Here is an 18,825-nt window from a genome sequence, read left to right as displayed (position 1 = left end):
CTCCCCACGGCTATTCCTGCCGCCCGAAGCTCATCTCATGGCGATCGACACCACCACTCCCCCGTCCCCCACGGCCGCGGCCCCCGCGACGCGGCCCCGGCCGGAGCAGGCCCCCAAGCTCTCCTCCCGCGACAGGCTCGTCCTCTTCGTGCTCTGCGCCGCCCAGTTCATGGTCGCGCTCGACTTCTCCGTGCTGAACGTGGCGCTGCCCGTGCTCGGCGCCGACCTGGGCATGAGCCAGTCCGCGCTGCAGTGGGCGGTGACCGCGTTCGCCCTCCCCTCCGGTGGCTTCCTGCTGCTCTTCGGCCGCACCGGCGACCTGTTCGGGCGGCGCAAGCTGTTCATCGGCGGCCTGGCGCTCTTCGGCCTCGCCTCGCTGCTCGCGACCTTCGCCTGGGACCCGGCGTCGTTCCTCGCCGGGCGCGCGCTGCAGGGCGTCGGCGCGGCGGCCATCGTGCCGACCGGCATGTCCCTGCTCACCACCACGTTCCCCGAAGGCCCGCAGCGGGACCGGGCGCTCGGGATATCCGGCACGCTGCTCTCGCTCGGCTTCACGGTCGGCATGGTGCTCGGCGGCGTACTGACCGACACGCTCGGCTGGCGCTCCACGATGGGCCTGCTGACCCTCTTCGTACTGATCGTGCTGCCGCTCGCGCCGGGTCTGCTTCCCGAGTCCCGCACCCCGGACCGCCCCCGCCTCGACATCCCCGGTGCCATCACCGTCACCGGCGGCCTGCTCGCCCTGATCTACGCGCTCTCCACGGCCGCCGAACGCGGCTTCGGCGGCGCGGACGTCATCGTCACGCTGATCACCGGCATCCTGCTGCTCGCGGCCTTCGGATACATCGAGTCGCGCGCCGCGTCGCCGCTGGTCTCCCTCCCCATGCTGCGGCGGCGGACGGTCGCGTGGGGCAACCTGGGCGGTCTCGTCACCTTCTCGATGATGTCGGCGGTCATCTTCGTCCTCACGCTCTACCTTCAGGAAGTCCTGAAGCTCTCCGCCTTCCGGACGGGTCTCGTCTTCGGCGTGCAGGGCGTGCTCTCGGTGGTCTCCGGGATCTACGCGCCCAAGGTCATCAGCCGCTTCGGAGCGCGCCGCACCCTCGTCGTCTCGCTCCTGGGCCAGGGCCTGTTCATCGCCACGCTGCTCGGCATCGACGACGGCACCGGGTCGGTCTGGCTCGCCACGGCGGGCGTATCGCTGGCGAGCGTGTTCCACCTGGGCGCGATCATCTCGTACGGCGTCACCGTCACGTCGGGTGTCCCGGACGAGGAGCAGGGACTGGCCACGGGCCTGGTGACATCGACCCAGCAGGTGGGCATCACGATCGGCATCCCGCTCCTGGGAGTGCTCGCGACCACGGGCACGGACCTCCTGGCGGGAACGCGGACCGTACTCCTGATCGACGCGGCGGTGGTGCTCGTGGCGGCGGCCCTGGTCGCGACGGGCCTGCGCACCCGCCGCGACGCCCAGGCCCTAGACGTCTAGGGCCTGACGCCCAGGGCCTGACGTCTAGGGGCGGTCGAGCCGCAGGCGTCGCGCCTTCGGAAGCCCGGCCACCACCAGGTCGTACGAATCCTCGACGAGCTCCCGGACCTGCTGGTCCGGGAGTTTCGCGTCGACCGTCACGGTGTTCCAGTGGCGCTTGTTCATGTGCCACCCCGGCGCGATCTCCGGGTGCGCGGCCCGCAGCTGGACCGCGATCTCGGGATCGCACTTCAGGTTCACGGTCAACGGCGTCGCGTCCAGCGAGCTCAACGCGAACATCTTCCCCGCGACCTTGAACACCGAGGCGTCAGGACCGAACGGAAACTCCTCGACCACGTCGTTGAAGGACAAGCAGAACGCGCGCAGCTCCTGCGGATTCACGCCGCCCCCTCCTTCTCCGCGCCCGCGGGCGCGACCGGCTCCACGAGCACCGTGACGATCTTGTTCCGGCGCCCCGCGGCGGACTCCGCGGTGAGCCGCAGCTGTCGGCCGTCGGGCAGCGGCACTAGGGCCGACGCGTCGGCGATCGGCACCCTGCCGAGCGCCTTGGCGAGCAGGCCGCCCACGGTCTCCACGTCCTCGTCGTCGAACTCGTCGAGCCCGAAGAGCTCGCCGAGGTCACCGATGTCCAGGCGCGCGGTGACGCGGTAGCAGCCGTCGTCGAGCTCCTCGACCGGCGGCAGTTCACGGTCGTACTCGTCGGTGATCTCGCCGACGATCTCTTCGAGGATGTCCTCGATGGTGACGATGCCGGCCGTGCCGCCGTACTCGTCGATGACGACGGCGACGTGATTGCGCTCCTGCTGCATCTCGCGCAGCAGGTCACCCGCGTTCTTCGTGTCGGGCACGAAGGTCGCCGGGCGCATCGCCGTCGACACCAGTTCCGACTCGCTGTCGCGGTTGATGTGCGTCTTGCGGGCCAGGTCCTTGAGATAGACCATGCCCACGATGTCGTCCTCGCTCTCCCCGGTCACGGGGATGCGGGAGAAGCCGGAGCGCAGGGCGAGGGTGAGCGCCTGACGGATGGTCTTGAAGCGCTCGATGGCGACCAAGTCCGTCCGGGGCACCATGACTTCGCGTACGAGGGTGTCGCCGAGCTCGAAGACGGAGTGCACCATGCGGCGCTCGTCGTCCTCGATGAGGGATTCCTTCTCGGCGAGGTCGACCATCGCGCGCAGCTCGGCCTCGGAGGCGAACGGGCCGCGCCTGAAGCCCTTGCCGGGCGTGAGCGCGTTGCCGATGAGGATCAGGAGCGGCGGGATGGGGCCCATCACGCGGGCCAGCGGCAGCAGGACGTACGCGGCGGCCGTGGCCGTGTTGAGCGGGTGCTGGCGCCCGATGGTGCGCGGCGAGACGCCCACGGCCACGTACGACACGAGGACCATCACCGCGATGGCGACGGCGAGCGCCTGCCAGGTCTCGTCGAACTCCTTCAGGCAGGCGTACGTCACCAGGGACGCCGCCGCCATCTCGCACGCGACGCGCACGAGCAGCGCCACGTTCAGATAGCGGGTGGGGTCGGCGGCGACCTGCGCGAGTTTCGCGCTGCCGCGCCGCCCGGAGCGGACCGACTCCTCAGCCCGGAAGCTGGAGGTACGGGCGATGCCCGCCTCGGCACAGGCCGCGAGCCAGGCGACGACGACAAGGGCGACGGCGCCCGCGATCAGCTGGAAGCTCATGGGGTTACGAGACGGTGGGCGCCGGAGACGGCCCGGTCAGGCCGTTCTCAGCGCGCCAGCCGTCGACGATGGCCGCCTGGAGGCCGAACATCTCGGCCTTCTCGTCCGGCTCCTCATGGTCGTACCCGAGCAGGTGAAGGACCCCGTGGACGGTGAGCAGCTGGAGCTCCTCGTCCATGGAGTGCTCGGTGGGCGCTTCCTTGCCCTGCCTGAGGGCGACCTCGGGGCAGAGCACGATGTCGCCGAGGAGGCCCTGCGGGGCCTCCTCCTCGTCCTTGGCGGGCGGGCGCAGCTCGTCCATCGGGAACGACATGACATCGGTCGGTCCCGGCAGGTCCATCCACTGGATGTGGAGCTGCTCCATGGCGTCGGTGTCCACGACGATCACCGAGAGCTCGGAGAGCGGGTGGATGCGCATCCGCGCGAGGGCGTGGCGGGCGATGTCGAGGATCGCCTGCTCGTCGACCTCGGTTCCGGATTCGTTGTTGACGTCGATCGACATGGTGCGGCTTCCGCTACTTCCCGTTTTTCTTGTTCTGCTGACTGTCGTCGTACTTCTCGTACGCGTCGACGATACGGCCGACCAGCTTGTGCCGTACGACATCGTGCGACGTGAGCCGCGAGAAGTGCACGTCGTCGATGCCCTCCAGGATGTCCTGGACCTGCCGCAGACCCGACTTGGTGCCGTTCGGCAGGTCGACCTGGGTGACATCGCCCGTGATCACGATCTTCGACTCGAAGCCGAGGCGGGTGAGGAACATCTTCATCTGCTCGACGCTGGTGTTCTGCGCCTCGTCCAGGATGATGAAGGCGTCATTAAGCGTGCGACCCCGCATATAGGCCAGCGGGGCGACCTCGATGGTTCCCGCTGCCATCAACCGCGGAATGGAGTCCGGGTCGAGCATGTCGTGCAGCGCGTCGTACAACGGCCGCAGATACGGGTCGATCTTCTCGTAGAGCGTGCCCGGCAGGAAGCCGAGCCGCTCGCCGGCCTCGACGGCGGGGCGGGTCAGGATGATGCGGTTGACCTGCTTGGCCTGGAGCGCCTGCACGGCCTTGGCCATGGCGAGGTACGTCTTGCCCGTACCGGCGGGGCCGATGCCGAACACGATGGTGTTCTTGTCGATGGCGTCGACGTAGCGCTTCTGGTTGAGCGTCTTGGGGCGGATCGTGCGGCCGCGGGACGAGAGGATGTTCTGCGTGAGGACCTCGGCCGGGGTCTCCGGACCGTCGCCCTCTCCCGCCTCGTCCGCCCTGAGCATGGCGATCGAGCGTTCCACTGCGTCCTCCGTCATCGGCTGACCGGTGCGGAGCACCAGCATCATCTCGTCGAACAAACGCTGGATGAGGGTGACTTCATCGGCGTCACCGACAGCGCTGATCTCATTGCCCCGGACATGGATGTCGGCCGCCGGGAAGGCTTTCTCGATCACGCGCAACAGGGCGTCTCCGGAACCGAGCACCGTCACCATCGGGTGGTTCGCCGGGACGGTGAAGTGTGCTCGCGATTGGCCCTGGGCAGGGGTACGAGCTGTGGGTGTCTGAGTCATGGGCCGGCACTATGGCCTGCTCAACCCTCCTCTGCGCCTAAACCGGCGCCGCTCTCGCGGGACCTGCTCGCCCGCCGTGGTGGTTACTCGATCAGTGGTCGCGGTGCCTTTGGGTACCACAACGCCTGGTAGCCCTCTGCACTGCCAAGGGTACGACGCCCCACTGTCACCGCCGTAGGGCTTTTCCACTCCGGTGACGCACAGCTGTACGACTTGTTACGCCGACCTGAACCCGATCGTGGGCACAGCCCGCCGCAGCGGCCATGGACGCGTGGCCTCCGGAAGCAGGCCCTCCAGGAACCCGTACCGCCGCAGCGCCACCGGGTCCTGGTCGTCGACCTCGCGCACGGTCCGCCACCACGTGGCGACCTCCGCCCAGCCCGGCGCCGACAGGGACCCCCCGAACTCCTGCACCGAGAGCGCCGCCGTGAGCCCCGCGAAGGCGATCCGGTCCGCGAGGGGCCAGTCGGCGAGGGTGCCGGTCACGAAGCCCGCCACGAAGACATCACCGGCCCCCGTGGGATCGAGCGCCTCCACCGCGATGGCCGGAACCTCGGCGGTCTCGCCGGTCCTGCCGTCCACCGCGTACGCCCCTTCCGCGCCCAGCGTCACCACCGCGAGCGGTACGTACTCGGTCAGCGCCCGCGCGGCGGCGCGGGGGCACTGGGTCCGTGTGTACCGCATGGCCTCCTCCGCGTTCGGCAGGAACGCCTCGCAGTGCTCAAGGTCCGCGAGCCCCGCCAGATCCCAGCGCCCCGTGTCGTCCCATCCGACGTCGGCGAAGATCCGCGTGCCCGTGCGCGCGGCCTCGGCGATCCACGGCGCGCGCGTGCCGGGCGTCAGGGAGGCGACGGCGGCACGCGCGCGTGGCGGGCACTCCGGGGCGCCGCCGTCCGGGGAATCGATGTCGGGCGGCGGCTCGTGGCCGTGGCTGACCATGGTCCGCTCGCCCTCGTACGCCATGGAGACGGTCACCGGGGAGTGCCAGCCGGGCACGGTGCGCGACGTCTGGAGGTCGATGTCCTCGCCCTGTTCGAGCGCGTCCCAGCAGTACTCGCCGTAGTGGTCGTCCCCGAAGGCCGCCGCGAGCGAGGTGCGCAGGCCGAGCCGCGCGAGCGCGGTCGCCATGTTGGCGACGCCGCCGGGGCTCGACCCCATCCCGCGCGCCCAGGACTCGGTGCCGCGTACGGGCGCCGAGTCGAGGCCGGTGAAGATGATGTCGAGGAAGACCGTCCCGGTGAGGAAGACGTCACAGGGCGGATCGCCTGCTCTGCGGCTTGCCTTGAGCGGGTCGATGCTGGGTTTGAAGGGTACGACCATGCAGGGACCGTAACGGACGGACGCCGGACAGGCAGGTTTCAGCCCCTGGGCGGGCCGCAACTCCGCCCCGCACGCTCAGTCGAACGAATAAGCATCGACCTCGGCGAGGTACCGGGCACGCAGCGCCTCATCCTCCGCGCTCCCGTCGAGGAAGGAGGCCTCGAAGGAGTTGCGGGCGAGTTCGCGCAGCCGCTCCTGGTCGAGCGCGAGGGCTTCCCGTACGGCGTGGAAGGTGTCGTCGACATAGCCGCCGAAGTACGCCGGGTCGTCGGAGTTGACCGTGCACAGCAGCCCGGCGTCCATCATCCGCGCCAGCGGATGCTCTTCGAGTACGTCGATGGCGCGCAGCCGGACATTGGACAGCGGGCAGAGCGTGAGCGGAATCCGCTCACGCACGAGGCGCTCCACAAGCTCCGGGTCCTCCATGCAGCGCAGCCCGTGGTCGATGCGCTCGACGCCCAGGACGTCCAGGGCCTCCGTGATGTACGCGGGCGGACCTTCCTCGCCCGCGTGGGCGACCCGGCGCAGGCCGAGCACGGCGGCGGCCTCGTACACCTCGCGGAACTTGGCGGGCGGGTGCCCGACCTCGGCGGAGTCGAGGCCGACGCCCACGATCCGGTCCAGGTGCGGCTTCGCGGCCTCCAGGGTCTCCAGTGCCGATTCGGCGGACTGGTCGCGCAGGAAGCACATGATGAGCCGGGTGGAGATCCCGTGGCGCTCCTCGCTGCGCTCAAGGGCGCGCCCGAGGCCCTCCATCACGGTGCCGATGCCGACGCCGCGCGCCATGTGCGCCTGCGGGTCGAAGAAGATCTCGGCGTGCCGCACGCCCTGCTGAGCGGCGCGGGCCAGATAGGCGTCGGCGAGCTCTTCGAAGTCCGCCTCGGTGAGCAGAACTGCCATCAGCCCGTAGTACAGGTCAAGGAAGGACTGCAGATCGTCGAAGAGGTAGGCCTTGCGCAGCTCTTCGGTGTCCGCGTACGGCAGGGTGACGCCGTTGCGGGCGGCGAGGGCGAAGGCCAGCTCGGGTTCGAGCGTCCCCTCGATGTGGAGGTGGAGTTCGGCTTTGGGAAGGGGCATGACGGCGGCTCACTCAGATGGTTCGTTTGGGCAGAGGTACACGCAACAGGTCTTGTGCGACGGTGAGTTCACCGTCGAATCCCGCATCCCGGGCCTGCTGCTCGAAAACGCCGGGGTCGGGGTAGCGCTGGCTGAAGTGGGTCAGTACGAGATGCCGCACACCGGAGTCCACCGCGACCCTGGCGGCCTGCCCGACGGTCAAGTGCCCGTGATCGAGTGCGAGTTGCTCGTCCTCGTCCAGGAAGGTCGACTCGATGACGAGCATGTCGCAGCCGTCGGCGAGGGCGTGGACGCCGTCGCAGAGCCGGGTGTCCATCACGAAGGCGAACCGCTGTCCGCGCCGGACCACGCTCACCTCGTCGAGCGTGACGCCCCGCAGCACGCCGTCGCGCTGGAGGCGGCCCACGTCGGGTCCCGCGATGCCGCGCTCGGCGAGCAGCTCCGGGAGCATCCGCCGCCCGTCGGGCTCGGTGACGCGGTAGCCGAAGGACTCGACGGGGTGCGAGAGCTTGACGGCGTCGAGGGTGTAGGAGGGGATGCGGGCCAACCGCCCGTCGTCCGCGACCGGTTCGACGACGAGCTGGACGGTCTCGCGATAGGCGGTGGAGTACCGCAGCCGATCGAAGAAGTGCTGACCGGAGCGCGGGAAGTGCACGGTCACGTCGTGCGGGACCCGGTCCAGGTTGATCCGCTGGATGACGCCGGGCAGCCCCAGCGAGTGGTCGCCGTGGAAGTGCGTGACGCAGATCCGGTGCAGGTCGTGCGCGGCGACCCCGGCACGCAGCATCTGCCGCTGCGTGCCCTCGCCGGGGTCGAAGAGGATGCCCTGGCCGTCCCAGAGCAGGACGTACCCGTTGTGGTTGCGGTGCCGGGTGGGAACCTGGCTGGCGGTGCCGAGGACCACCAGTTCACGTACGGACAAGGTGAGTTATCCCGGGGGCCACTGCAGTCCGCGTCCGCCGAGGACGTGGGCGTGCGCGTGGAAGACGGTCTGGCCCGCGCCTGCGCCGGTGTTGAAGACGATGCGGTAACTCTCCGCCTTCTCCTCGGCGGCGACCTCGCCGGCCTCACGCAGGACGTCGGCCGCGATGGCGGGTTCGGCGGCGGCGAGGGTGGCGGCGTCCGGGTAGTGGGCCTTGGGGATGACCAGTACGTGGGTGGGGGCCTGCGGGTTGATGTCGCGGAAGGCGACGGTCGTGTCCGTCTCCCTCACGAGGGTCGCGGGTACGTCACCTGCGACGATCTTGCAGAACAGGCAGTCCGCCTGCGGTTCTCCCGCCATGCTGCGCCTCCGCTTCTCACTGATTCACTATGCCCCCCGCATGCTATCCGGGCCGCCGCCCACGCCCGGCCCCTCCCCTCGGCCCCTGGCACCCCCTCCCCGAACAGACCTCTCCCACCCGCCCGCTCCATCACCCCGCGTTGCCGAAGAGCGGGTCGGTGCGGCTGGAGGCGGAGAACGCGTACAGCAGTCGGGGAGGACGGGGCGAGGACGGACATACCGGCGCGGCCCCGCCCCCGAGACGGAGCGACACCGCCCCCGAGACGGAGTAACACCGCCAACACCGCCCCCGGCGAGAACCCTCAGCTCCCCGGCAGCTCCGGAGCCACCTTCGCCGGGGTCTCCTCCAGCGCGGCGAGCGCCAGGCGGATCGCCTCGTCCAGTTGGGGGTCGCGGCCCGCCGTGTAGTCCTCCGGGGTCGTCACCACCTCCACGTCCGGGTCCACGCCGTAGTTCTCGACGCCCCACCCGTACCCCTCAAGCCAGAACGCGTACTTCGGCTGCGTCACCAGCGTCCCGTCCACCAGGCGGTACCGGCTGTCGATCCCGATCACCCCGCCCCACGTCCGCGTCCCCACCACGGGCCCGATCCCAAGGGCCTTGATCGCCGCGTTCACGATGTCCCCGTCGGAACCGGAGAACTCGTTGGCGACAGCGACGACAGGACCCCGGGGCGCGTCCGCCGGGTAGCTGAAGGGCTGCGAGCCCCTCGGCAGGTCCCAGCCCACGATCTTCCGGGCGAGTTTCTCCACCACCAGCTGCGACGTGTGCCCGCCACGGTTCTCGCGCACGTCCACCACGAGCCCGTCCCGCGCCACCTCCACCCGCAGGTCCCGGTGGATCTGCGCCCAACCGGGCGCCTGCATGTCCGGCACGTGCAGATACCCGAGCCGTCCGCCGGACCGTTCGTGGACGTACGCACGCCGGTCCACCACCCAGGCGTGGTAGCGCAACGGCTCCTCGTCGTCCACGGGGATCACCACCGCGTGGCGCGGATCGCCGCCGCCGGCGGGCGACACCGTCAACTCCACCGGCTTGCCCGCCGTACCCACCAACAGCGGCCCCGGCCCCGTCACCGGATCGACCGGCCGCCCCGCGACCGCCAGCAACGCGTCCCCGGCCCGCACGGCGACCCCGGGCGCGGCGAGGGGCGAGCGGGCGGACGGGTCCGACGTCTCGGAGGGCAGGACCCGGTCGATCCGCCACGCCCCGTCCGCGCCCCGCGAGATGTCCGCGCCGAGCAGCCCCTGCCGTACGGACGGACTTCCCCAGGCCCCGCCCCCGATCACGTACGCGTGCGATGTCCCCAGCTCCCCGGCGACTTCCCACAGCAGGTCCACGAGGTCGTCGTGCGTGGCCAACCGGCCGAGCACCGGACGGTAGCGGTCGAGTACGCCGTCCCAGTCGACCCCGCCCAGGTCGGGCCGCCAGAAGTTGTCCCGCATCAACCGCCCGGCCTCGTCGTACATCTGGCGCCACTCCGCAGCCGGGTCGACCGTCTGCCTGACCCGCGTGAGGTCCACGGTGATGTTGGAGTCGGAGCTCTCGTCACCGGACGCACGCCGGTCGCTCGGCACGACCTTCAGCTTCCCGTCGGCCCAAAGGAGCACCCGCTTGCCGTCACCGCTGACGGCGAAGTGGTCGGCGTCCGACGACAGTTCCTCGATGCGCTGCTGAACGAGGTCGTAGCGTTCCAGCTCGGTCTGCGGGTCGGGGTCCGACGGGGTCGCGCGGGAGGCGCCAAGGACGCCCCGCACGGGGTGCCGCAGCCACAGGACGCCGTCCTTGGCGGCCCGCAGGGTCGAGTAACGGGCAGCCTCTACCGGGAACGGCACGATGCGGTCCGCGAGCCCGTCCAGGTCGATGCGCGTGACGGGCGAGCCCTCACTGTCCGGGGTCTCGTCCTTGTCGGGTGCCTCGAAAGGGCGCCCGTGCCGCTGCGGTCCGAAGGGCGACGGCGTGGTCGCCGCCAACGTGATCAGATACGGCCGCGATCCCCCGACGAAGGCCAGGTCGAAGACGTGCTCGTCGTAGACGGGGTCGAAGGCCCGCGCGGACAGGAACGCCAGGTGCTTGCCGTCGAGGGTGAACGCGGGCGCGTAGTCGCGGAACCGCAGCGGCGTCGCCTCGGAAACGGACAGATCGGCCGTGTTCGCCAGCTTCAGCTGCCGCAGCGGGCGCGGCCCCGGATGCGACCACGCGAGCCAGGCCGAGTCCGGCGAGAAGACGAGCCCGGTGGCATCACCGTGCTCCCCGCGATCGACCTCGCGCACCTCCCCGCTCTCCCGCTCCACGAGCAGCACCCGACCGTCGTGCGAGGCGACGGCGGCCCTGCTGCCGTCGGGCGCCATGGCGAGCCCGAGCACCCTGCCCAGCTGTCCGGCGGCGATCCTGCGCGGCGTCGCCCCCGGCGAGAGCCCCGTGGCGGGCGCGAACTGGAGCGCGTCGTCGCCCTCCGCGTCCGTCACCCAGACGACGTGTTCCTCGCCGTCGACACGGAACGTGCGCGGCAGCCGCGCACGCACCCCGTGCTCGACGGCGAGCGCGCGGGCGGGCCCCTCCCGGTGGGTCACCCAGTGCACGCCGCCGCGCACGGAGACGGCGCTGCCCCGCCCCGTGTGGTCGGGGGCCGCGGCACCGAACCAGCGCGCCGCGCTCACGGGGAACGGCTGGAGGTCGGTGCGCTGGCCGCCGAGGCGGATGTCGACGCGGCGCGGCTCGGCGTCCGCCAGGTCGTCGAGGAGCCAGAGCTCACCCGCCGACACGTACACGACACGCGTGCCGTCGGTCGCGGCGTGCCGGGCGTAGAAGCCGTCGATAGCGGTGTGCCGACGCAGGTCGGAGCCGTCGGGCAGCGAGGAGTAGACGGCGCCGACGCCTTCGTGGTCGGAGAGGAAGGCGATCCGATCCCCGACCCACAGTGGGTACTCGATGTTCCCGTCGAGCTCTTCATGGACGCGCACGAAGCGGGCCTCTGAGCCCTCGCTGCCCTCTCCGCCCTCTCCGTCGGCGCCCGACGCCTCGCGCCGGATCCAGAGCTTGCCCGCCGTACCGCCCCGGTACCGCTTCCACCAGGCCGCCTCGCGCCCCATCGGCGCGGAGAGCAGCAGGGCCTGGCCGTCCTCCGGACCGTGCGCGACATCGCCCACGATGCCGTACGGCAGGGTGTCCGCGGGACCGCCGTCCAGCGGCACGGCCCGCGCCCAGCTGCGGCGCAGCGAGGCCTTGCCGTACGTGCTGACCGCGAGGACCTGTCCGTCCGGGGTCCAGCCCCGCACCGACGTACGCGAACTCCCCCAGTACGTGAGGCGCCTTGAGGAACCGCCGTCGACCGGCGCGACATGCACCTCGGGGGCGCCGTCACGGGTGGACGTCCAGGCGACGGTCGTCCCGTCCGGGGAGATGCGGGGGTGATTCACGGGCATGTTGTCGGCGCTGACGCGCCACGCCCGACCGCCGTCGAGGGGCGCGACCCAGACGTCGTCCTCAGCCGTGAAGGCGACCAACTCGCCGCGCAGATGTGGAAACCGGAGATACGCAGAGTGCCCAGTCAGTGTCACAAAGCCAGCCTAGGCAGCCGCGGCGGAGCCGGTCAGCGTTTTGGATCACTTGCCTGTTCACGCGGTCGACGGGGTCGAGCCGGCGTTGGTTCATTTGCCCTTGAAGCACGAGCACGTCGGATCGGGCTCCCGCGCCGGCGGATCGGGCGTGGCGGTCACGGTGACGGTCGCCGTGGGAGGCTGGTCCGGCTGGTCCGGCTTGTCACTGCCTTGATCGCCGTTGTCGTCACCGCCGTCGTCCCAGCCGCCGTTGCCTCCTCCGTTGCCGCCGTTGCCGCCGTTGCCGCTCCCGTCGTCGCCTCCGGAGCAGTCGCCGAGCACGTCGACGCGGAACCACACCTTGTCCTCGACCTTGGCGGTCAGGCTCCCGCGCACGCAGTGTCCGTCGACGACGGACCACACCGTCCCCCTGACGGTGATGCTGCTGGTGTCGCCGGAACCTTTCCCGTCCCTGGCCTGCCCCTGGCAGTCGACGGTGATGTCGGCGTTCTTGTCCCGCTCGCCGCTGGACGGCGTGGCCCTGTCCTTGTAGCGGGCGGTGCAGCTGATCCACAGCACGTCGAGATGCTGCCGCTCCAGCTCCTTCGTCGCCATGTCGTCGGTGGTGACCGCGACGGCAGCGGTGTTCGTGCCCCCGTCGACGGGATCGCACGCGGCGACCCCGATCACCGCCGCCCCGGCGAACCCGACGGCGTACAGCACCCGTCGGCGCCGTCCGCGTGGTCCGCGTGGTCCGCGTGGTCCGCGTACGTCCACCGCACGATCCCGTATGCGCCTCAATACCCCCATAGGCGGCAGAGTGCCAGTACGAGCGGCCTGACGATAGTCGCCTTTGCGTCCACTCCGGACGCCGTGGAACGCGTGCCCCCGCGGAAAAGAACGCGCCGGGCGCCCGCCCCCGCCCCTACTCTCCCCGCATGAGAAACGACCGCAGGCTACGGCGTCTTGTCGTCGACGACCGCACCGCCTACCTGTGGTCGTTCCGGCACCGCCACGACAGCGCCGCAGGCCTGGGCGGCGCGGACTGCCGTCACATCCTGACCCTGTACCGCGAGGGCAGCCGCTTCCGTACGGCGATCGTCTTCAGGGAAGGACCCGGGCGCGTCATCTCCGAGGGCCACTGGGTGCACGGCTCGCTCGTGGACACGCGCGGGGATCGCGTCGACCGGAAGTGGCTCAACCTCTACGAGCCCGGAGCCGTCCGCCTCCTCATCGACGAGGCGGTGGCGCGCGGACCGCTGCCGCGAGGCGCCGACGGATCGACGCGCGAGCTCGACGGGTGGACCTTGTTCGACGGCGCCCTCAGCCGCGAAGCAGCAGCCACTCCTGCAACTCCACCAAGTTCCCCTCCGGGTCCTTGAGATGGGCCACCCGCATGCGGTCCGTCAGCGGCGCGGGGCCCTGGGCGATGGTTCCGCCGCGTTCGACGATCCCCGCGCAGTACGCGTCGAGGTCGTCGACGCGCAGCACCACGAGTGAGCGGTGGCCGGTCGCCGACTCCTCCAGCTCGCCGAGGAGGCGGGCCATCACCGAGCGGTCCTGGAGCGCGATCCCCGCGGAGCCGATCGCCGGGCTGAATTTCTCGTACGGTCCCTCCACCGCCCCCGACTGCGGCTTGAGGTCGAGTATCTCGGCGTAGAAGCGATAGCAGGCTCTGAAGTCCGTTACGAGCAGCCGCACTTGGGCCAGTTCCACGACAACCCCCTTGTTCGGCGCGGGGGTTCAGGACCAGCGGCCCGTGCGTCCAAGGAGCAGTGCGGCCGCCGCCGTCCCCGCGGTCGACGTACGCAACACGCTACGCCCCAGGCGGTAGGGCTTCGCGCCCGCTTCCGCGAACGCCGCGAGCTCGTCCGGGGACACGCCGCCCTCGGGGCCGACCACCAGGACGATGTGTCCGGCTGCCGGAAGATGCGCCGTGGCAAGGGGCTCGCTGCCTTCCTCGTGCAGGACCGCGGCGAAGTCGGCCGTGGCGAGCAACGCCGCCAGCTGCTTGGTCGACGCGGCCTGAGCGACCTCGGGGAAGCGCACGCGGCGGGACTGCTTGCCCGCCTCGCGCGCCGTCGCCCGCCACTTGCCGAGCGCCTTGAGCCCGCGCTCGCCCTTCCACTGCGTGATGCAGCGGGACGCGGACCAGGGCACGATCCGGTCGACGCCGGTCTCCGTCATGGTCTCGACGGCGACTTCGCCGCGATCACCCTTGGGCAGCGCCTGTACGACGGTGATCCGGGGCTCCTGGGGCGCCTCCTCCTGTACGGGGTCCATCCGCAGGATCAGCCGGTCCTTGCCCTCGGTGTCGACGACCACGCAGTCGGCCCAGCGCCCCGCCCCGTCGGTCAGGACGACGTCCTCACCGGCGTGCAGCCGCTTCACCGACACGGCATGACGCCCTTCGGGGCCATCGAGTACGTAGCGGCCGTCGCCGCCCGCGGCAGTGTTCTCGAAGGTCTCGAAGGTCTCGAAGGTCTCGACGACGAAGACGGGCGCGGTCACGCCTGGCCCCCGGGCTCGGTTCCCTGCTGCCCTCCGGACGCCAACGCGGCCTTCGCCTCGTCCAGTTCGGCCGCGAGGACCTCCACGAGCTGCCCGGCCTCGACCTCCCGCGCCATGCGGTGTCCCTGTCCGGCCCACAGCGCCATGCCCTGCGCGTCACCGGCCTTGGCAGCGGCCTTGCGCAGGCCGCTGGTGAGGTGGTGGATCTGAGGGTAGGCGGCGGGGGCGTACCGACCGTGCTCGCGCATGAAGCGGTTGACCAGGCCTCGCGCGGGGCGGCCGGAGAAGGCGCGGGTCAGTTCGGTCCGGGTGAACAGCGGGTTGGTCATGGCCTGCTTGTGCAGGACGTTCGCGCCCGACTCGGGGCAGACCAGGAAGGCCGTGCCGAGCTGCGCCGCGTCGGCGCCCGCCGCGAGCACCGCGGCGATCTGCGAGCCTCGCATCAGGCCACCGGCCGCGACGATCGGGATCTGCACGGTGTCGCGCACCTGCGCGATGAGCGAGAGGAGGCCGAGCCCGGCGCCGTCCGTCTCGGGGTTGTCGCGGTGCGTGCCCTGGTGGCCGCCCGCCTCGATGCCCTGCACGCACACGGCGTCGGCGCCGGACCACTGGGCGGTCTGTGCCTCTTCGGGCGTGGTGACGGTGGCGACGGTGATCGTGCCGACCCGCGCGAAGGAGTCGAAGACGTCGCGGGTGGGGCACCCGAAGGTGAACGACACCAGCGGCACCGGGTCCTCGATGAGGATCGCGAGCTTGGCGTCGTAGCCGTCGTCACGGCCGCTGTCCGGATCGCCGAGCTGCGTCTCGTACCAGGTGGCCTCACCGGCGAGCTGGTTGCGGTAGACGTCGACGGCGGCGGCATCGGCGTACTCGGGCTGCGGCATGAAGAGATTCACGCCGAAGGGCCTGCTCGTGAGCCCGCGCAACTGTTTGATCTCCTGGTACATCCCGTCGGCGGTTTTGTACCCGGCGGCGAGATAACCGAGCCCCCCGGCCTCGGAAACGGCCGCGGCGAGCTGGGGGCACGAGGCGCCGCCCGCCATAGGGGCCTGCACGATCGGAAGGCGGCAGAGATCGGTCAGTGCGGAGGACATGAACGCATCGTGCCATGCCCCGGGCAACCGTCCGAATCGCGCCCCGTAAGGGGCGCGGGGAACTGCGCGAGCAACCCGATGCGGCCCGCAGAGGCAGACAACAAAGTGCCCCCGGCACGGGGTAATCCGTTACCGGGGGCACAAAGAGACACCGCTCAAGGCGCTACCGCCCGTTGAACGCGTCCTTCAAGCGTGAGAACAACCCCTGCTGCCCCGGCTGAAACTGCCCGGTGGGCCGCTCCTCGCCCCGCAGCACGGCAAGCTCCCGAAGGACCCGCTCCTGCTCCGCGTCCAGCTTGCTCGGCGTGAGGACCTCGACATGCACGATGAGGTCACCTCGCCCGCCGCCCCGCAGGTGCGTGATGCCCCTGCCGTGCAGCGGCACCGACTGGCCCGACTGCGTGCCCGGCCGGATGTCGACCTCTTCCATGCCGTCCAGCGTCTCCAGGGGCACCTTGGTGCCCAGAGCCGCGGCCGTCATCGGAATGGTGACCGTGCAGTGCAGGTCGTCCCCGCGCCGCTGGAACACGGCGTGCGGCAGCTCGTGGATCTCCACGTACAGGTCACCGGCGGGGCCGCCGCCGGGGCCGACCTCGCCCTCACCCGCGAGCTGGATCCGCGTGCCGTTGTCGACACCGGCGGGGATCTTCACGGTGAGCGTCCGCCGCGACCGGATGCGGCCGTCGCCGGCGCACTCGGGGCACGGGGTGGGCACGACCGTGCCGAAGCCCTGACACTGCGGGCACGGCCGCGACGTCATGACCTGACCGAGGAAGGACCGCGTGACCTGCGACACCTCACCGCGACCGCGGCACATGTCACACGTCTGAGCGGACGTTCCCGGCGCGGCGCCCTCACCGCTGCAGGTCGTACAGACGACAGCCGTGTCGACCTGTATGTCCTTGGTGGTCCCGAAGGCCGCCTCGTCCAGGTCGATCTCGAGCCGGATCATGGCGTCCTGGCCACGGCGCGTGCGCGACCGGGGGCCACGCTGCGACGCCGTCCCGAAGAACGCGTCCATGATGTCCGAGAAGTTGCCGAAGCCACCGGCTCCGAAACCGCCCGCACCGCCGCCGCCCGCTTGGGACAGCGGGTCGCCGCCGAGGTCGTAGACCTGCTTCTTCTGCGGGTCCGACAACACCTCGTACGCGGCGTTGATCTCCTTGAAGCGCTCCTGAGTCTTCGGATCCGGATTCACATCCGGGTGAAGCTCACGCGCCAGCCTCCGGAAGGCCTTCTTGATCTCGTCCTGGGAAGCGTCGCGGCGCACGCCTAGTACGGCGTAGTAGTCCGTGGCCACTTACGACTCCGCCAGGATCTGTCCGACGTAACGTGCCACTGCGCGTACTGCTCCCATCGTTCCCGGATAGTCCATGCGGGTCGGGCCGACCACGCCGAGTTTGGCTACTGCCTCGCTGCCCGAACCGTAGCCGACGGAGACCACGGACGTGGAGCTGAGTCCCTCATGGGCGTTCTCGTGACCGATCCGTACGGTCATGCCCGAATCTGTGGCCTCGCCAAGCAACTTGAGCAGAACGACCTGCTCCTCAAGGGCCTCGAGGACCGGCCTGATGGTGAGGGGAAAGTCATGTCCGAAGCGGGTGAGATTGGCCGTTCCGCCGATCATCAGCCGTTCCTCGGTCTCCTCGACGAGGGTTTCGAGGAGCGTGGAGAGCACCGTCGCCACCGTGCCCCTGTCCTCCGCGTCGAAGGACTCCGTCATGTCCTGCACCAGCTGCGGCACGTCCGCGAAGCGACGGCCCGCGACCCTGCTGTTGAGCCGCGCCCGCAGATCCGCGAGCGAGGTCTCACCGAACGGGGCGGGACAGTCGATCATGCGCTGCTCGACCCGGCCCGTGTCCGTGATCAGGACGAGCATCAGGCGGGCGGGAGCCAGCGAGAGCAGCTCCACGTGCCGCACCGTCGACCGCGTGAGCGACGGATACTGCACGACCGCGACCTGCCGGGTCAGCTGCGCGAGCAGCCGCACCGTGCGCGCCACGACGTCGTCGAGGTCGACGGCGCCGTCGAGGAAGTTCTGGATGGCCCTGCGCTCCGGCGCCGCCATCGGCTTGACGCCCGCGAGCCGGTCGACGAAGAGGCGGTACCCCTTGTCGGTCGGGATGCGCCCCGCACTCGTATGAGGCTGGGCGATGAACCCTTCCTCCTCCAGTGCCGCCATGTCGTTGCGGACGGTGGCCGGGGAGACCCCGAGGCTGTGCCGCTCGGTGAGCGCCTTGGAGCCGACGGGCTCCTCGGTACCGACATAGTCGTGGACGATGGCGCGCAGCACTTCGAGCCTGCGTTCATTGAGCATCCGCGCACACCTCCACCTTTTCGCCCTGAAACCTCTACTGCCCTGTGACCCGCCTGGCACTCCCCTCGGGCGAGTGCCAGCCATTGCCGCGCCCAGTGTACGGCCGCGAGGTACGACCCCGGCAAGGGCCGGAGCCCCGATGTCGGTTCAACCGGCAAGGCGGCGGCTGCCAAGGCGCCCGTACGGGGCTAGCGTCGGCTTATGAATGTGGCACTGGCATGGGACGAGGCGGGCTGGGAGCGGCTCGCGCCGCACGTGGGGCGGCGGCGCCTGCCGATCTGGGACTGCACGGCCGGCCTTGTCGTCGGCGGTGAATCGGCGCTGATGATCGAGGCGGGGGCGACCCTGCGCGAGGGGGCGGAGCTGCGCACACAGGCGCGCCGCATTCTCGGCGGGGGGCGGCGGGTCACCCATCTCGCCCTGACGCACCCGCACTTCGACCACGTCCTGGGCGCGGCGGCGTTCGCGGGCGTGGAGGTGTACGGCGCGGTCGGCATCGACACGGTCCTCGCGAGCGGCCGCGACGAGCTGCGTGCGTCGGCCGTCCGGCACGGGGTCCCCCCGGACGCCGCCGCGGAGGCCGCCGACCTGCTCGTCCGGCCGCACCACTCGGTGTGCGGGGAGTGGACCCTCGACCTGGGCGGCGGGGTGCGGGTCCTGCTCGCGAACGTCGGTCCGGGGCACACGGGGCACGACCTGGCGGTCCTCGTCACCGGCCCGGACGGCTCCGAGGAGGTCGTCTTCTGCGGCGACCTGGTCGAGGAGTCGGGCGAACCGCAGGCGGGCGACGACGCGGTGCCGCAGCGGTGGCCCGCGGCGCTCGACCGGCTGCTCGACCTGGGCGGCGATGACGCGCTGTACGTGCCGGGGCACGGTGCGGTGGTCGACGGGGCTTTTGTCCGCGCGCAACGCGCCACACTGGCGGCCCGCTTCGGCGTGTCGTAGCCAGCCCCACACCCTTTCTCTT

18 protein-coding genes are annotated in these 18,825 nt (G+C 70.8%); 3 read left to right on the top strand and 15 right to left on the bottom strand.

The annotated features are described in order from the left end of the window. The first annotated feature begins 37 nt into the window (after nt 1–37). Nucleotides 38–1,489, top strand: coding sequence for an MFS transporter (locus ACFVXC_RS21270; protein WP_389907289.1), 1,452 nt, complete (start codon nt 38–40; stop codon nt 1,487–1,489). A 24-nt stretch (nt 1,490–1,513) separates the two neighbouring features. Here the strand turns inward: ACFVXC_RS21270 and ACFVXC_RS21265 are convergent, their stop codons facing one another. The 10 genes from ACFVXC_RS21265 to ACFVXC_RS21220 all read right to left on the bottom strand — a co-directional run bounded on the left by ACFVXC_RS21265 (nt 1,514) and on the right by ACFVXC_RS21220 (nt 12,659). After that, nucleotides 1,514–1,870: an MmcQ/YjbR family DNA-binding protein gene (locus ACFVXC_RS21265; protein WP_389907287.1), complete on the bottom strand. Its 357-nt coding sequence runs from the start codon at nt 1,868–1,870 to the stop codon at nt 1,514–1,516. Beyond that, nucleotides 1,867–3,168 (bottom strand): hemolysin family protein, encoded by a 1,302-nt coding sequence (locus ACFVXC_RS21260; protein WP_389907285.1) that lies wholly within the window; start codon nt 3,166–3,168, stop codon nt 1,867–1,869. Before ACFVXC_RS21260 ends, ACFVXC_RS21265 begins: the two co-directional genes overlap by 4 nt. Nucleotides 3,169–3,172: 4 nt before the next feature. Beyond that, nucleotides 3,173–3,670 (bottom strand): rRNA maturation RNase YbeY, encoded by a 498-nt coding sequence (gene ybeY, locus ACFVXC_RS21255; RefSeq protein ID WP_389907283.1) that lies wholly within the window; start codon nt 3,668–3,670, stop codon nt 3,173–3,175. Between the two features lie 13 nt (nt 3,671–3,683). After that, nucleotides 3,684–4,718, bottom strand: coding sequence for a PhoH family protein (locus tag ACFVXC_RS21250; RefSeq protein WP_389907281.1), 1,035 nt, complete (start codon nt 4,716–4,718; stop codon nt 3,684–3,686). Between the two features lie 216 nt (nt 4,719–4,934). Next, a complete protein-coding gene (locus ACFVXC_RS21245; protein ID WP_389907279.1) occupies nt 4,935–6,038 on the bottom strand; it encodes a carbohydrate kinase family protein in 1,104 nt (367 codons plus the stop codon). 75 nt (nt 6,039–6,113) lie between these two features. Then, nucleotides 6,114–7,115, bottom strand: a complete 1,002-nt coding sequence (locus ACFVXC_RS21240) for an adenosine deaminase (protein WP_389907277.1) — start codon at nt 7,113–7,115, stop codon at nt 6,114–6,116. A gap of 13 nt (nt 7,116–7,128) precedes the next feature. After that, complete coding sequence (locus ACFVXC_RS21235; protein ID WP_389907275.1) at nt 7,129–8,037, bottom strand: ribonuclease Z; 909 nt, start codon at nt 8,035–8,037, stop codon at nt 7,129–7,131. A 6-nt stretch (nt 8,038–8,043) separates the two neighbouring features. Beyond that, the gene (locus tag ACFVXC_RS21230) at nt 8,044–8,397 is read right to left on the bottom strand and encodes a histidine triad nucleotide-binding protein (protein WP_389907273.1); all 354 of its coding nucleotides are present in this window, start codon (nt 8,395–8,397) and stop codon (nt 8,044–8,046) included. A 302-nt stretch (nt 8,398–8,699) separates the two neighbouring features. Further along, nucleotides 8,700–11,951, bottom strand: a complete 3,252-nt coding sequence (locus tag ACFVXC_RS21225) for a S41 family peptidase (protein WP_389907473.1) — start codon at nt 11,949–11,951, stop codon at nt 8,700–8,702. A 96-nt stretch (nt 11,952–12,047) separates the two neighbouring features. Then, on the bottom strand, nt 12,048–12,659 hold the full coding sequence (locus ACFVXC_RS21220; protein ID WP_389907271.1) for a hypothetical protein: 612 nt from the start codon (nt 12,657–12,659) through the stop codon (nt 12,048–12,050). 215 nt (nt 12,660–12,874) lie between these two features. Between ACFVXC_RS21220 and ACFVXC_RS21215 the strand changes: the two genes are divergently transcribed. Beyond that, nucleotides 12,875–13,318 carry a hypothetical protein gene (locus tag ACFVXC_RS21215; RefSeq protein ID WP_389907269.1) on the top strand — a complete coding sequence of 148 codons (444 nt, stop codon included), beginning with the start codon at nt 12,875–12,877 and terminating at the stop codon, nt 13,316–13,318. On the opposite strand, the gene ACFVXC_RS21210 is transcribed toward ACFVXC_RS21215, so the two are convergent. From ACFVXC_RS21210 to hrcA, 5 genes are all read right to left on the bottom strand, one after another. Next, nucleotides 13,260–13,652, bottom strand: coding sequence for a VOC family protein (locus tag ACFVXC_RS21210; protein ID WP_389907267.1), 393 nt, complete (start codon nt 13,650–13,652; stop codon nt 13,260–13,262). The genes ACFVXC_RS21215 and ACFVXC_RS21210 overlap by 59 nt on opposite strands. Before the next feature lie 27 nt (nt 13,653–13,679). Then, nucleotides 13,680–14,447, bottom strand: coding sequence for a 16S rRNA (uracil(1498)-N(3))-methyltransferase (locus tag ACFVXC_RS21205; protein WP_389907265.1), 768 nt, complete (start codon nt 14,445–14,447; stop codon nt 13,680–13,682). Then, nucleotides 14,444–15,541 carry a nitronate monooxygenase gene (locus ACFVXC_RS21200; RefSeq protein WP_389907263.1) on the bottom strand — a complete coding sequence of 366 codons (1,098 nt, stop codon included), beginning with the start codon at nt 15,539–15,541 and terminating at the stop codon, nt 14,444–14,446. Before ACFVXC_RS21200 ends, ACFVXC_RS21205 begins: the two co-directional genes overlap by 4 nt. Before the next feature lie 163 nt (nt 15,542–15,704). Further along, nucleotides 15,705–16,841 carry a molecular chaperone DnaJ gene (gene dnaJ / locus ACFVXC_RS21195; RefSeq protein WP_389907261.1) on the bottom strand — a complete coding sequence of 379 codons (1,137 nt, stop codon included), beginning with the start codon at nt 16,839–16,841 and terminating at the stop codon, nt 15,705–15,707. Beyond that, complete coding sequence (gene hrcA / locus ACFVXC_RS21190) at nt 16,842–17,858, bottom strand: heat-inducible transcriptional repressor HrcA (RefSeq protein WP_249589973.1); 1,017 nt, start codon at nt 17,856–17,858, stop codon at nt 16,842–16,844. It lies immediately after the preceding gene. 201 nt (nt 17,859–18,059) lie between these two features. On the opposite strand from hrcA, the gene ACFVXC_RS21185 reads away from it, so the two are divergent. Next, a complete protein-coding gene (locus ACFVXC_RS21185; protein WP_389907259.1) occupies nt 18,060–18,803 on the top strand; it encodes an MBL fold metallo-hydrolase in 744 nt (247 codons plus the stop codon). Nucleotides 18,804–18,825 lie beyond the last annotated feature (22 nt).

Origin of the sequence: Streptomyces sp. NPDC058257, assembly GCF_042881845.1 — a bacterium.
Lineage (GTDB): Bacteria > Actinomycetota > Actinomycetes > Streptomycetales > Streptomycetaceae > Streptomyces.
Note: the sequence above shows the minus strand (reverse complement) of the source record. Positions and strands in the feature narration are given on the sequence as shown.

Coding starts and splice junctions, on each gene's coding strand:
- ACFVXC_RS21270 (WP_389907289.1), top strand. CDS start 38: ATGGCGATCGACACCACCACTCCCCCGTCCCCCACGGCCGCGGCCCCC.
- ACFVXC_RS21260 (WP_389907285.1), bottom strand. CDS start 3,168: ATGAGCTTCCAGCTGATCGCGGGCGCCGTCGCCCTTGTCGTCGTCGCC.
- ybeY (WP_389907283.1), bottom strand. CDS start 3,670: ATGTCGATCGACGTCAACAACGAATCCGGAACCGAGGTCGACGAGCAG.
- ACFVXC_RS21250 (WP_389907281.1), bottom strand. CDS start 4,718: ATGACTCAGACACCCACAGCTCGTACCCCTGCCCAGGGCCAATCGCGA.
- ACFVXC_RS21245 (WP_389907279.1), bottom strand. CDS start 6,038: ATGGTCGTACCCTTCAAACCCAGCATCGACCCGCTCAAGGCAAGCCGC.
- ACFVXC_RS21240 (WP_389907277.1), bottom strand. CDS start 7,115: ATGCCCCTTCCCAAAGCCGAACTCCACCTCCACATCGAGGGGACGCTC.
- ACFVXC_RS21230 (WP_389907273.1), bottom strand. CDS start 8,397: ATGGCGGGAGAACCGCAGGCGGACTGCCTGTTCTGCAAGATCGTCGCA.
- ACFVXC_RS21215 (WP_389907269.1), top strand. CDS start 12,875: ATGAGAAACGACCGCAGGCTACGGCGTCTTGTCGTCGACGACCGCACC.
- ACFVXC_RS21200 (WP_389907263.1), bottom strand. CDS start 15,541: ATGTCCTCCGCACTGACCGATCTCTGCCGCCTTCCGATCGTGCAGGCC.
- hrcA (WP_249589973.1), bottom strand. CDS start 17,858: ATGCTCAATGAACGCAGGCTCGAAGTGCTGCGCGCCATCGTCCACGAC.
- ACFVXC_RS21185 (WP_389907259.1), top strand. CDS start 18,060: ATGAATGTGGCACTGGCATGGGACGAGGCGGGCTGGGAGCGGCTCGCG.